This window comes from Lentzea californiensis, assembly GCF_024648825.1.
Lineage (GTDB): Bacteria > Actinomycetota > Actinomycetes > Mycobacteriales > Pseudonocardiaceae > Lentzea > Lentzea californiensis.
In genome coordinates, this window is the sequence record NZ_JANBBE010000002.1 from 104905 (window position 1) to 117533 (window position 12629).

Below are 12629 nucleotides of genomic sequence, written 5' to 3' on the forward strand. Positions count from 1 at the left end.
CGCCTAAATGAGCAATACATGGTTGACAGGTCACATGAGGGTCTGTGAAACCATGAGCTCGTGTCGACGTCCTCCCTTGTCCTGATCCTCGTCGTCGTAGCGGTCGTACTGATCGCCGCGCTGGTGACCGGTGTGGTGCTGACGCGTCGCCGTCGCATCAGCCTGACCCAGAAGGAGGAGACGCCGAGGCCTGGCGGATACCAGGCGTCGTCCGGGATCTCGCTGACCCCGGCGGCCCCCGAAGCCACCACCGCCGAAGCGGTGGCAGTGCCCCAGGTCCCGGTGCCCGTAGAGCGCCCAGCGCCCGTCGAGCGCCCAGCGCCCGTGGAGCACCCGGTGGCCGAGCGGACCGAGGTCGACGGCCAGCCGGGAGTCGGCGACGACGCCTCCGTGCCGCGCGACTCGGAGAAGCGCGGCTTCGTCGAGGTCGACCTGCCGGAAGAGGCGTCCGAGGTCGAGGAGATCGAGCCGACGTCCGGCCGCCTGGAACGCCTGCGCGGCAAGCTCTCGAAGTCGCGCAACGCCTTCGGCACCTCGCTGCTGGGGCTTCTGGGTGCTGGGGACCTGGACGAGGACTCGTGGCAGGACGTCGAGGACACGCTGCTGATCGCCGACCTCGGGGCGGCGCTGACGACCGAGATCGTCGAGACGTTGCGCTCGAAGATCGTCGGGACCGGGGTGCGGACCGAGGCTGAGGCGCAGGCCTTGCTGCGCGGCGTCTTGGTTGACGCTCTTGGGCCCAAGATGGACCGTTCGTTGAAGGCGCTGCCGCACGCCGGCAAGCCTGCTGTGCTGCTTGTTGTCGGCGTCAACGGTGTTGGCAAGACCACCACCACCGGCAAGCTGGCGCGCGTTCTCGTGGCTGACGGCCGCACTGTGCTGCTGGGGGCTGCGGACACGTTCCGTGCGGCTGCGGCTGACCAGTTGGAGACCTGGGGCAAGCGGGTCGGCGCTGAGACCGTGCGTGGGCCCGAGGGTGGGGACCCTGCCTCCGTGGCGTTCGAGTCCGTGAAGCGGGGGATGGACACCGGGGTCGACACGGTGCTGATCGACACCGCTGGGCGGTTGCACACCAAGAAGGGGCTGATGGACGAGCTTGGCAAGGTCAAGCGCGTCGTCGAGAAGCAGGCCGTGGTCGATGAGGTTCTGCTGGTTCTTGACGCCACCACCGGGCAGAACGGGTTGACCCAGGCTCGGGTTTTCGCTGAGCAGGTGGACATCACCGGGATTGTGCTCACCAAGCTGGACGGTACGGCCAAGGGTGGCATCGTGTTTCAGGTCCAGCGCGAGCTCGGGGTGCCGGTGAAGCTCGTGGGCCTCGGCGAGGGTGCCGACCACCTGGCGCCGTTCGAGCCGGGCGCCTTCGTGGACGCCCTGCTCGGCTAGCCCAAGCCCACACTCACGCCTGCTTCTTTCCGCACGCGGGGACCTTTCGTACGCATAGAACGCACGAAAGGTCCCCGCGTGCGGAAAGAAGCAGGCGTCAAGCTGTTGCGGCTTGGTCTGCCAGTCGCTTCGCGACTGCCAGCACCTCCGGCAGGATCCTTGCGACGGCTTCCTTCGTCAGCCTGCCCTCCGGGCCTGAGACTGACACTGCGGCCAGGGTCGGGCCGCCGATCACCGGGACTGCGATGCACCGCACGCCCAGTTCCTGTTCGGACTCGTCCAGTGCGAACCCGCGTGTCGCGATCTCGTCCAGCGAGTCGAGCAGTTCGCCCGCGTCTGTGATCGTGTTCGACGTGTAGGCGGGTAGGCCCGTGCGGTCCAGAAGTGCGCGGACGTCTGCTCTGGGGAGTTGCGAGAGCATCGCCTTGCCCACGCCTGTGCCGTGTGGCAGTAGGCGTCGGCCCACCTCGGTGAACATGCGCATCGAGTGCTTTGACGGCACCTGCGCCACGTAGACGACCTCGTCGCCGTCCAGGACGGCCAGATTTGCCGTTTCCTCTACTGAGTCGACCAGTTGCGAGAGCAGTGGTCTTGCCCAGGTGCCGTATTGGCGGGAGGCGGTCTCGCCGAGGCGGATCAGGCGGGAGCCGAGGGTGTAGCGGCGGTTGCTGTTCTGGCGTACATAGCCCAGCGTGACGAGGGTGCGGATCAGGCGGTGGATCGTGGGGAGGGGTAGGCCTGACGTTGCCGCCAGCTCTGAGAGTGAGGCTTCGCCGCCTGCGTCTGCCAGCCGTTCTAGCAGGTCGAAGGCTCTTTGCAGGGACTGCACGCCACCTGTGGACACGGTGCGGCTCCTCTCGTTGCAGTTCCGCAATGCAAAAACTATAGTCCACACAGCAAAACCGAGAGAGGTGGATCCAGGTGCAGGTCCTGACCGAAGAGGCTCTTGAGTTCGTCGCGAAGCTGCATGAGGCGCACGGCGCCCGCAGGGACGAGTTGCTCGCCCTTCGCAAGGAGCGCCGGCCCCTCGGGTTCCTCCCCGAGACGCAGGACGTGCGTGACGGGGAGTGGACGGTGGCTGAGGCGCCGGAGGCGTTGCGGGATCGGCGCGTCGAGATCACCGGGCCCACCGAGCGCAAGATGACGATCAACGCGCTGAACTCCGGTGCCAAGGTGTGGCTCGCGGACCTGGAGGACGCGAACACGCCGCATTGGGACAACGTCGTGCAGGGGCAGGTGAACCTGTACGAGGCGGCGCGGGAGACGATCGAGTTCACCTCGCCCGAGGGCAAGGAGTACAAGCTCAAGGGTGGGCCGTACCCGACCATCGTCGTGCGGCCGCGCGGGTGGCACCTCGACGAGCGGAACCTGCAGTTCGGTGGGAAGAACGCTGTTGGTGCGCTCGTGGACTTCGGGCTGCACTTCTTCCACAACGCCGAGCTCGGCAAGCCGTACTACTACCTGCCGAAGATGGAGTCGCACCTCGAAGCGCGGCTGTGGAACGACGTCTTCACGACGGCGCAGCAGCTCAAGGGCGTGCCGCACGGCACCATCAGGGCGACTGTGCTCATCGAGACGATTCCCGCCGCGTTCCAGATGGAGGAGATCCTCTACGAACTGCGGGACCACGCGTCGGGCCTCAACGCCGGTCGGTGGGACTACCTTTTCAGCGTCATCAAGTACTTCCGCGACGCGGGTGCGCACTACGTGCTGCCGGACCGCAACAGCGTCACGATGACGGCGCCGTTCATGCGCGCGTACACCGAGCTCCTGGTGAAGACGTGCCACAAGCGCGGGGCGTTCGCCATGGGTGGCATGGCCGCGTTCATCCCGAACCGGCGTGATCCCGAGGTCACCGAGAACGCGCTGCGCAAGGTTCGCGAGGACAAGACGCGCGAGGCGAACGATGGTTTCGACGGGTCGTGGGTGGCGCACCCTGACCTCGTGCCGATTTGCCGCGAGATCTTCGACGGGGTGCTGGGTGACCGGCCGAACCAGATCGACAAGCAGCGTCCGGAGGTCAGCGTCACGGCGGAGCAGCTGCTCGACTTCAAGTCGGCGGGTGGTGCGGCCACGCGTGCGGGGCTCGAGGCCGCCGTCGACGTCGGCGTGCGGTACATCGCGTCCTGGCTGGGCGGCAACGGCGCTGCGGCGATCCACAACCTGATGGAGGACGCGGCCACCGCGGAGATCAGCAGGTCGCAGATCTGGCAGTGGATCAACAACAAGGTCGTGCTCGACGACGGCACGGAGGTCACCGCCGACGCCGTCCGGGAAGTGCTGGCGCGGGTCGGGAACGAGCTCGAAGGGCCGCACGTCGCGTCGGCGGTCGAGCTGTTCGAGCAGGTCGCGCTGTCCGAGGACTTCGTGGACTTCCTGACACTGCCGGCGTACGAGCGCATCTGATGTACGAGACATCGCTGTCACCCGACGACGTCGCGCGGGTGACCGCCCGGCTGTCCACTGTGGAACGCAGCTGGCCGGTGGGGCGGCAGCCCGTGCACACGTGTTACGTGCCCGCCGGCCGCATCATCGGCACCACGATCGCCGACTGGGGCCGTGAGGCGCTGGAGTCGATCGAACCGGAACTGCTCCCGGAACTGCCCGAGGGCGTGCTGGAACGAGTCGAGGCCAAGCTCCGCCGGGAACCGATCGAGGACCTGCGGATCGACTTCGAGGACGGCTACGGCGCGCCCGAGGACGACGTCGAGGACATGGACGCCGAGAGCACGGCGAACCTGTTGTCTCGCTGGGTCGCCGAGGGCACCGCGCCGCCGTCGTTCGGGCTGCGCATCAAGTCTTTCGACACGGCCGAACTGCGTGAGCGCGGCCTGCGCACCCTGGACATCTTCCTGACGGCACTGGAAGAAGTGCCGCCGGGGTTCGTGATCACCTTTCCGAAGGTGACGTCGGCCGACCAGGTCGAGGTCTTCGGCGAGGTGCTCGACCTCTTCGGCGGGGACCTGAAGTTCGAGATCCAGGTGGAGACCACCCAGTCCATCGTGGACGGTGAGGGACGGCTCGCGATCCCGCGGTTCATCGCGGCGGGGCGCGGCCGCGTGACGGGCTTGCACTTCGGCACCTACGACTACACGGCGGGCTGCGGGTTGTCCGCGGCGCAGCAACATCTGGCGCACGGCGCGTGCGACTTCGCCCGGCACGTGATGCAGGTGTCCGCCGCCGGCACGGGTGTCCGGCTCTCGGACGGCTCGACCAACGTGCTTCCCGTCGGTGATCAGAAGAAACACGGCTGGGACACGCACTACCGGCTGACGCGCCGGTCGCTGGAGCACGGTTTCTACCAGGGCTGGGACCTGCACCCGGCACAACTGGTGACACGATATGCGGCTGTTTACGGTTTCTACCGCGAAGGTCTGGAAGCGGACGCCGCGCGCTTGAAGGCGTACGTGGAGAATGTCTCCGGAGGCGTTCTGGACGAGCCGGCGACTGCGCAAGCGCTGTCGTCGTTCTTCCTCCGTGCGGTGGACTGCGGTGCGCTCGATCCGGCGGAGGTGCAGGTCGCGACGGGGCTGGACGAGTCAGCACTGCGGGGGCTCGCCACCCGTTCGAGCTGATCGGGTCATCATCCGTTCGTGTGGTTCTGTCAATGGCTGTCGAATAGTGCGGGTAATGGGTGCAGGGTGGCTCGCATGAGCATGCGTGCGGGCCTCTGGACCGGCCTCCCCGACCTCGACATGGCCGAGCACAAGTACCAGGTCGTCGCGTGCGAAGCGGACGTGGACACGCTCATCCGGCTGCTCGACAGGCCCGAGTGCAACGACGGGTCGCTCGACCACTTCGGTCGCGAGCTCACCGCCGACGGCGACCCGGACCACAACGTGGTGCTCGCCGTGCGCGGTGGGTGGGGCTACATGTACTACGTCGACAACACCTTCATGGGCTGGCCGAAGGGGTCCCCGGAAGCGCCGTACGTCAACGAGAAGTACACGGACTTCCCGCCCGGCGTGGGCGTTCCGCTCGACCTGTTCCGGCAGCTGCTGATCGAGTTCATGGTCTCCGGCGAACGGCCGGCCGGCGTCGACTGGTACTGCGAGGCCGACCTGTTCCACTCGTGGCGCGACCAGCAGATGTCGTTGCGCACGAGCGAGAACCGCTGACTCTCTCAGCTGGTCGCTGGTTGAATGGCCGCATGAAGGCCGTGGTGATGGGTGGGGGAATCGCCGGCTTGCTCGCTGCTCGGGTGCTGACCGAGACGTGCGACGAGGTGGTGGTCCTGGAGCGGGACGAGCTGTCGGAGGAGCCCGAGTACCGGGCCGGGGTGCCGCAGGGCAGGCACACGCACGGACTGCTGGTGCGGGGCGGCGAACTCCTGGAGGAGCTGTTCCCCGGACTGCGCGGCGAACTCGTGGCGGAGGGGGCGGTGCTCGCCGACGCGGGGGACATGCGCATCCTCAACCCGCTCGGCTGGCTCGCCAAGACGCCCCTGGGCCTGCCGCTGCTGTCGTTGAGCCGCCCGTTGCTGGAGACCTGCATCCGGCGGCGGGTCACTGCCGAGATCGTGGACGGCGTGCACGTCACCGGTCTGTCGTTCCGCGACGGCGTTGTCGACGGCGTGCTCACCCGCGATGGCAGGGTCAACGCCGATCTGGTCGTGGACGCGACCGGCAGGGCGTCGAAGCTGCCGGTCTGGCTCGCGACCGCGGGGATCACCACGCCGGAACCCGAGGTGGTCGACTCCGGCACGGGGTACGCGACCCGGATCTACGCCGCGCCGGAGGACTTCCCGGTGGTGTACGCGGAAAGCCTGTCCGCGCCGGACCTCCCGCGGGGCGTCGCGGCGATGCGCGTCGAGGGCGACCGGCTCATGGTCACCGCGCAGGGAGCCGTCGGTGACCACCCGCCGCGCGACCTCGACGGCTACCAGGAGTTCCTGGACTCGTTGCGGGTACCGATCTCGGAAATGCTCGCCGACGCCGAACCCCTGACGCCGGTCTACCTGTTCGCCCGCACGGCCAGTCGCCGCAACGCTTTCGAGGACGTGGCGAACTGGCCGGGCGGACTGGTGGCGGTGGGAGACGCGGTGTGCGCGTTCAACCCCGTGTACGGGCAGGGCATCACCGTGGCGGCGATGGAGGCGCTGTTGTTCCGGCACCACGGGGACTTCAGCGCCAAGGGGTGCCGGGCGTTCCAGCGGAAGATCGCGAAGACCTCGAAGGGGTCGTGGGCGATGTCCAGCAACGCCGACCGCAGCTGGGTGGGCCCCAGGCGCGGCGGCCTGCTCGGCTGGTACCTCAAGAAGTGGCAGGCCGGGATCGTGCACGACCCCGACCTGTTCGGCCGCTTCGTCCGGGTCGTGCACATGGTCGCCTCACCGGCGAGCCTGCTCAACCCGGTGGTGTTCAGAAGGCTGGCAAAGTACTCCAGGCAAGACCAGCCTCGGGGGCGTCGTCCCGCAGGATCGAGCCCTCGATGAGCCCGTACGGGCGGTCCGCGGCGTAGAAGACCTCGTTGTCGTTCTCCAGGCCGAACGCGCTCAGGTCCACCAGGAAGTGGTGCTTGTTCGGCATGGAGAGCCGTACCTCGGCGACCTCGGAACGGGCGTTCAGCACGGCCTCGCCCATCGCGTACAGCGTCTGCTGCAACGACAGGGAGTGCTTGTCCGCGAACGTCTTCAGCATGATCGACCGGATCTCGGCGAACGACTTCGCCCAGTCGGCGTCGGTGCCGATGTAGCGCCAGCGGGCCGTCACCGACGTCGCCAGGATGCGGTCGTTCGTCTCCTTCAACGTCGTGTACGGGTCCTTCGGATAGCCGTGGAACTCCGACCCCGTCGACTTCAGCACCACCATGTCGCGCACGCCCGACACGACCCACGCCTGCGAGCCTTCGATCGTCACGGCGGTGGTGCGCTTCTCGTTCGAGCCCTGAACGAACGAGTGGTCGTGGCCGTCGATGCGGTCCCACGAGTGCTCGTCGATCAGGACGCGGGCACCCGTGATCGGTTCCTGCGAGCCGACGAAGTGCCGGCCCAGGCGCAGTGCGAAGTCCTCGATCTCACCGACCGGGGCCTGCTTCGCGAAGGCGTAGACGGTGTTCTTCTGCGTGTCGGTCGCGAGCACCTTGGCGTTGTCGCCGGTGAGGTGCGTGTCCGCGAGGTCTCCGCGCAGCGAGGTGCTGACGGTCAGGTCTTTGACGGTGTGCACGGAACCGTTGCGCGACACCGTGACGAGGCGGTTCTCCGCCTTCCCGTACTGGTTGGGGCCCAGGACGATGGCCATGTTCAGCTCCCGATCAGCTTCTGCAGCCGCAAGGCGGCGATCTTCGCGAGTTCGTCGTTGACGACGCGGAGCTCGACGTCCGGCGGGTTGTCCATCCGCGAGGACAGGTCGGCGAGCATCTCCGCACCGCTGAGGCCGGTCGCGCACACCAGGTAGATGTGCCCGAACCGATCCTCGTACGCGGCGTTGGCGGCCGCCAGGCGATCAGCCTGGGAGGCGTCCACACCGGACTGTTCGGACCGCGACCACCTCGCCGACACCCCGCCTGTCTTCTGCCGTTCGCCGATGCGCGGGTGCCCGGCGATGGCGCCGAGCACCTCCTCGTCGGAAAGTCCTTGTGCGGCAACCGAAGAAGCCGCGAGGAGTGCATCCACCGACGCGTAGGGCCTGCCCGCCACCACCGCGTCGATCCAGCGGGGTACCGCGAGGCACTCGGTGAGCAGAGGTCGTAGTTCGGCCTCCGGGGCGCTGTTGAAGCTGTCCACGGCTCTCCAAGTTTCTGTATCGCGGAATCTAACTTCCACATTCTTGACCCGAGCCGAGCGAGATGTCTAGTGTCTCCATAGAGCGAAATCCAACTTCCGCATTGTGGAATTCCCTCGCTGGAAGGAACAGCCCAAGATGTTCGACGCAAACCTGTCCATGCTCTTCACCGAGCTGCCGTTGCTGGAGCGTCCGGCCGCGGCACGCGCCGCCGGGTTCGACGCGGTCGAGATCTGGTGGCCGTTCGCGGACGCCGTACCCGAGACGCGGGAGATCGAGGCGTTCGAAGGCGCCATCATCGATGCGCAGGTGCGCCTCGTGGGCCTCAACTTCTACGCGGGCGACATGCCGGCGGGGGACCGCGGCCTCACGAGCTGGCCCGGCCGCGAGACGGAGTTCCGGACGAACGTCGAGATCACCGCGGCCATCGCGGCCCGCCTCGGCTGCCGCACGCTCAACGCGCTGCACGGAAACTTCGAGACCACCGCGCAGACCGTCTCCAACTACCGCTTCGCCGCCGACGTCGCGGCGCAGGCAGGCGCCCAGCTCGTGATCGAACCGCTGAGCGGCGCGCCGAAGTACCCGATCAAGACCGCCCACCAGGCGTTCGAGCTCATCGACGAGATCGACCGCGGCAACGTGAAGCTGCTCGCGGACCTCTACCACCTCGCCACGAACGGCGACGACCTCGACCTCCTCGCCGACCACGTCGACCGCATCGGTCACGTGCAGATCGCCGACGCTCCCGGACGCGGCGAGCCCGGCACCGGCGAGCTCGACCTCTTCGGACACCTGCAGAAACTCCGCGCCAACGGCTACACGGGCTTCGTCGGCGCCGAGTACAAGCCCGTCACCCACTCCTTCGCATGGAGGGATCAAGCATGACCCGCATCGGTTTCATCGGACTCGGCATCATGGGCTCGCCGATGGCGGCCCACCTCGTAGCCGCCGGGCACGACGTGACGGGCTTCGACCTCAGCCCGGCCTCGCTCGACAAGCTCGTCGCCGACGGCGGCAAGGCGGCCGCATCCGCGCAGGAAGCGGTGAGCGGCGCCGAGGTCGTCATCACGATGCTGCCGAACCACCCGCAGGTCGAGGCGGTGATCGAGGAGGTCGCGTTCGACGACGGCACGCTGCTGATCGACATGAGCACGATCCGCCCGTCCACGTCGATCGAGATCGCCCGCAGGCTCTCGAACGTCCGGGTGCTCGACGCGCCGGTCAGCGGCGGCCAGACCGGTGCCGTGCAGGCGTCGCTGAGCATCATGGTGGGCGGGGAGGAACAGGACTTCGCCGCGGCCAGGCCGTTCCTGGAGGTCGTCGGCAAGACGATCGTCCACGTCGGACCGCATGGCGCCGGCCAGGTCGTGAAGGCCGCGAACCAGCTGATGGTCGGCGGCATCTACGCCCTCGTGGCGGAGTCGATCGTGCTGCTGGAAGCGTCCGGCGTCGACCCGAAGGCGGGCCTGGACGTGCTCGCGGGTGGTCTCGCCGCGAACCGGATCCTCGACCTCAAGCGCGAGTCCATGATCGCGCGCGAGTTCCAGCCGGGCTTCCGGATCGACCTGCACCACAAGGACATGGGCATCGCACTGGACGCGGCACGCGCCGCCGACGTCGCGCTGCCGGTCACCAACCAGATCGCCGCACTGGTCGCGGCGGCACGCGCGCAGGGGTACGGGTCGCTCGACCACTCCGCGCTGCTCAAGGTCATCGAGAACTTCGCGGGAAGGTCGTAGACAATGCCGAAGGTCCCAGTCATGCAGGCGGTCGTCGAGGTCCTCAAGTCCGAGGGCATCGACACCGTGTTTGGCTGCCCCGGCGCCGCGATCCTCCCGCTGTACAAGGCGATGGAGCAGGACGGCGGCATCGAGCACCTCATCGTGCGGCACGAGGAGGGCGCGACGCACATGGCCGACGGCTGGTCGCGCACGACCGGCAACGTCGGTGTCGCGATCGGCACCTCGGGCCCGGCCGGCACGAACATGATCACCGGCCTCTACACCGCGCAGGCCGACTCCGTGCCGATCCTGTGCATCACCGGTCAGGCCGCTGTGTCCAAGCTGCACCAGGAGGCGTTCCAGGCCGTCGACATCGTCTCGATCGCCGCGCCCGTCACGAAGTGGGCGGTGCAGGTCAAGGAAGCCGCGCAGATGCCGTGGATCTTCCGCGAGGCGTTCCGGATCGCCCGCTCCGGCCGTCCCGGCCCGGTCCTGATCGACCTGCCGATCGACGTGCAGAAGCAGGAGATCGAGTGGGACTCGAGCATCGACGAGCCGTTGCCCGTCCCGAGGAGCGTGCCGTCCGACGCGCGGGTCGACCGTGCGCTGGAGATGCTGCTGGCCGCCGAACGCCCCCTGCTGCTCGCCGGTGGCGGTGTCATCCTCGGCGAGGCGTCCGCCGAGCTGCTGGACCTGGCCGAGTTCCTGCAGATCCCGATCCAGGCCACGCTGATGGGCAAGGGCGCCATCGACGAGGACCACCCGCTCTACGCGGGCATGACCGGCATCCAGACCTCGCAGCGCTACGGCAACGCGTCGTTCCTGGAGTCGGACCTGGTGCTGGCGCTGGGCGCGCGGTTCGGCGACCGGCACACGGGTGACCTCGCGACCTACCGCGGCGACCGCAAGTTCATCCACGTCGACGTCGAACCGACGCAGATCGGCAAGGTGTTCGGGCCGGACCTGGGGATCGTCGCGGACACCAAGCTGTTCCTGCAGGCGTTGCTGGAGAAGGCGAAAGCACGGGGACCGCGTGCGGCCGGCGAGTGGGTCGACCGCTGCCAGGAGCTCAAGCGGACCCTGTTGCGGCGCGAGGACTTCGACACGGTGCCGGTCAAGGCACCGCGGGTCTTCAAGGAGATCAACGACTTCTACGGCCCGGACACCTACTTCGTCACGGCCATCGGGCTCTACCAGATCTGGTCCGGCCAGCACCAGAAGGCGCACAAGCCACGGCACTACCAGGTCTGCGGCCAGGCCGGTCCGCTCGGCTGGGAGATCCCGGCGGCGATCGGCGTGAAGAAGGCCAGGCCCGACGCCGAGGTCGTGGGCATCGTCGGCGACTACTCGTTCCAGTTCCTGGTCGAGGAACTCGCGGTCGGCGCCCAGTACGACGTGCCGTTCGTGCTGATCATGCTGAACAACGAGTACCTCGGCCTGATCAGGATGGCCGAGGACCACGGTGGCTACGACATGAAGTACGAGGTCGACATCCACTACGACACGAGCGGCTCGGACAACGTGAAGATCATGGAGGCCTACGGCTGCTCCGGCATCCGGGTCGCCGATCCGAGCGAGATCCGCGGTTCGCTGGAGTGGGCGCGCAAGGAGGCCGACAGGACGTCGCGGCCGGTGCTCGTGGAGATCATGATCGAGCGTGAGGGCAACACCGCGAACGGCACGTCGATCGCCGCGATGCGAGAGTACGAGCCGCTGCCGTGACGGAGCGTGACCGCACGCGGGGAGCTTTCGTGCGCTTGGAGCGCACGCAGGGGCCCCGCGTGCCTGAAAAGAGCGTCGTGGTCGTTGCGCCGGACAAGTTCAAGGGATCGCTCACCGCCCCGCAGGTCGCCGCCGCCGTCGCGCGCGGCCTGCGGGAGGCGGTCCCGGACGTGGACGTGCGCCTCCTCCCGGTGGCCGACGGCGGCGACGGCACCGTCGCCGCCGCCGTCGCCGCCGGGTTCGTGAAGGTCGGGCGCTGGGTCACCGGGCCGGTCGGCAGGCCCGTGCCCGCGTCGTTCGCGGTCAAGGGCACGACCGCCGTGGTCGAGGTGGCCTCGGCGGCCGGGCTGACGTTGCTGGAACGGCCCGCACCGCTCGACGCCACCAGTTACGGCGTCGGTGAGCTGCTGAAAGCCGCGCTCGACGTCGGCTGCACCACGATCGTGCTCGGGCTGGGCGGCAGCGCGTGCACGGACGGCGGCGCGGGGATGCTGGAGGCGCTGGGCGAGGCGTCGTTCTCCGGCGTCGACCTGGTGCTGGCCTCGGACGTGGACAACCCGCTGCTCGGGCCGTCCGGTGCGGCGGCGGTCTACGGGCCGCAGAAGGGGGCTTCCCCCGAGCAGGTGGAGGTCCTCGAAGCGCGGCTCGCCGAGTTCGCCCGGCGCGTCGGGCCGGAGTACGCCTCACTGCCCGGCGCGGGTGCGGCCGGCGGGATCGGGTTCGCCGCTCTCGCGGTGCTGGGCGCGCGGTTCCGGCCGGGCATCGAGGTCGTGCTGGAGCTGGCCGGGTTCGCCGAGGCCGTCGCCGGCGCGTCGCTGGTGATCACGGGTGAGGGTTCGCTGGACGAGCAGACCCGGCACGGCAAGGCGCCGTACGGCGTGGTCAGGGCCTCGGGCGCGGTGCCGGTGGTCGCGGTGGCGGGCCAGTGCTCGGTCGAGCCCGGCGACCTGGGGCTCAAGGCCGCCTACGCGCTGCTGGACGTCGAACCGGACGTCACGCGGTGCATGGCCCAGGCCGATTCACTGCTGGGAGTTCTCGGCGGTCGCATCGCCCGCGAGTGGGTGTCAGAGTGAGTGCC

Annotated in this window: 12 protein-coding genes; 9 read left to right on the plus strand and 3 right to left on the minus strand. The window is 68.5% G+C overall.

Annotated elements, in window-relative coordinates:
- Positions 1–60: 60 nt before the first annotated feature.
- Entirely contained in the window at positions 61–1386 is a 1326-nt protein-coding gene (ftsY, locus tag LX88_RS11335) for a signal recognition particle-docking protein FtsY (protein WP_258947748.1), read from the plus strand.
- A gap of 97 nt (positions 1387–1483) precedes the next feature.
- Here the strand turns inward: ftsY and LX88_RS11340 are convergent, their stop codons facing one another.
- The gene (locus tag LX88_RS11340) at positions 1484–2230 is read right to left on the minus strand and encodes an IclR family transcriptional regulator (RefSeq protein WP_090066423.1); all 747 of its coding nucleotides are present in this window, start codon (positions 2228–2230) and stop codon (positions 1484–1486) included.
- Between the two features lie 77 nt (positions 2231–2307).
- Here LX88_RS11340 and aceB point away from each other — a divergent pair, with 77 nt between their 5' ends.
- The 4 genes from aceB to LX88_RS11360 all read left to right on the plus strand — a co-directional run bounded on the left by aceB (position 2308) and on the right by LX88_RS11360 (position 6820).
- Positions 2308–3792 (plus strand): malate synthase A, encoded by a 1485-nt coding sequence (gene aceB, locus LX88_RS11345; protein ID WP_258947749.1) that lies wholly within the window; start codon positions 2308–2310, stop codon positions 3790–3792.
- The gene (locus tag LX88_RS11350; protein WP_258947750.1) at positions 3792–4961 is read left to right on the plus strand and encodes a DUF6986 family protein; all 1170 of its coding nucleotides are present in this window, start codon (positions 3792–3794) and stop codon (positions 4959–4961) included. Before aceB ends, LX88_RS11350 begins: the two co-directional genes overlap by 1 nt.
- Positions 4962–5036: 75 nt before the next feature.
- Positions 5037–5504, plus strand: coding sequence for an Imm1 family immunity protein (locus LX88_RS11355; RefSeq protein ID WP_258947751.1), 468 nt, complete (start codon positions 5037–5039; stop codon positions 5502–5504).
- A 32-nt stretch (positions 5505–5536) separates the two neighbouring features.
- The gene (locus LX88_RS11360) at positions 5537–6820 is read left to right on the plus strand and encodes an NAD(P)/FAD-dependent oxidoreductase (protein ID WP_258947752.1); all 1284 of its coding nucleotides are present in this window, start codon (positions 5537–5539) and stop codon (positions 6818–6820) included.
- Here LX88_RS11360 and pucL read toward each other — a convergent pair.
- Complete coding sequence (pucL, locus tag LX88_RS11365) at positions 6747–7625, minus strand: factor-independent urate hydroxylase (protein ID WP_258947753.1); 879 nt, start codon at positions 7623–7625, stop codon at positions 6747–6749. The genes LX88_RS11360 and pucL overlap by 74 nt on opposite strands.
- A gap of 2 nt (positions 7626–7627) precedes the next feature.
- Positions 7628–8149 carry a 2-oxo-4-hydroxy-4-carboxy-5-ureidoimidazoline decarboxylase gene (gene uraD / locus LX88_RS11370; RefSeq protein WP_258947754.1) on the minus strand — a complete coding sequence of 174 codons (522 nt, stop codon included), beginning with the start codon at positions 8147–8149 and terminating at the stop codon, positions 7628–7630.
- Positions 8150–8246: 97 nt separating this feature from the next.
- Between uraD and LX88_RS11375 the strand changes: the two genes are divergently transcribed.
- From LX88_RS11375 to LX88_RS11390, 4 genes are read left to right on the plus strand one after another with little or no spacing between them, the layout of a single operon-like run.
- Positions 8247–8993, plus strand: coding sequence for a hydroxypyruvate isomerase family protein (locus LX88_RS11375; protein ID WP_258947755.1), 747 nt, complete (start codon positions 8247–8249; stop codon positions 8991–8993).
- Positions 8990–9847: an NAD(P)-dependent oxidoreductase gene (locus LX88_RS11380; RefSeq protein ID WP_258947756.1), complete on the plus strand. Its 858-nt coding sequence runs from the start codon at positions 8990–8992 to the stop codon at positions 9845–9847. Before LX88_RS11375 ends, LX88_RS11380 begins: the two co-directional genes overlap by 4 nt.
- Before the next feature lie 3 nt (positions 9848–9850).
- Complete coding sequence (gene gcl, locus LX88_RS11385; protein ID WP_258947757.1) at positions 9851–11551, plus strand: glyoxylate carboligase; 1701 nt, start codon at positions 9851–9853, stop codon at positions 11549–11551.
- Positions 11552–11610: 59 nt separating this feature from the next.
- Positions 11611–12624: a glycerate kinase gene (locus LX88_RS11390; protein WP_258947758.1), complete on the plus strand. Its 1014-nt coding sequence runs from the start codon at positions 11611–11613 to the stop codon at positions 12622–12624.
- Positions 12625–12629: the final 5 nt, after the last annotated feature.

Excerpts from the sequence above, each read along its gene's own strand:
- gcl (WP_258947757.1), top strand. The coding sequence starts at position 9,851 with ATGCCGAAGGTCCCAGTCATGCAGGCGGTCGTCGAGGTCCTCAAGTCC.
- LX88_RS11350 (WP_258947750.1), top strand. The coding sequence starts at position 3,792 with ATGTACGAGACATCGCTGTCACCCGACGACGTCGCGCGGGTGACCGCC.
- LX88_RS11380 (WP_258947756.1), top strand. The coding sequence starts at position 8,990 with ATGACCCGCATCGGTTTCATCGGACTCGGCATCATGGGCTCGCCGATG.
- LX88_RS11375 (WP_258947755.1), top strand. The coding sequence starts at position 8,247 with ATGTTCGACGCAAACCTGTCCATGCTCTTCACCGAGCTGCCGTTGCTG.
- LX88_RS11355 (WP_258947751.1), top strand. The coding sequence starts at position 5,037 with ATGAGCATGCGTGCGGGCCTCTGGACCGGCCTCCCCGACCTCGACATG.
- pucL (WP_258947753.1), bottom strand. The coding sequence starts at position 7,625 with ATGGCCATCGTCCTGGGCCCCAACCAGTACGGGAAGGCGGAGAACCGC.
- LX88_RS11360 (WP_258947752.1), top strand. The coding sequence starts at position 5,537 with ATGAAGGCCGTGGTGATGGGTGGGGGAATCGCCGGCTTGCTCGCTGCT.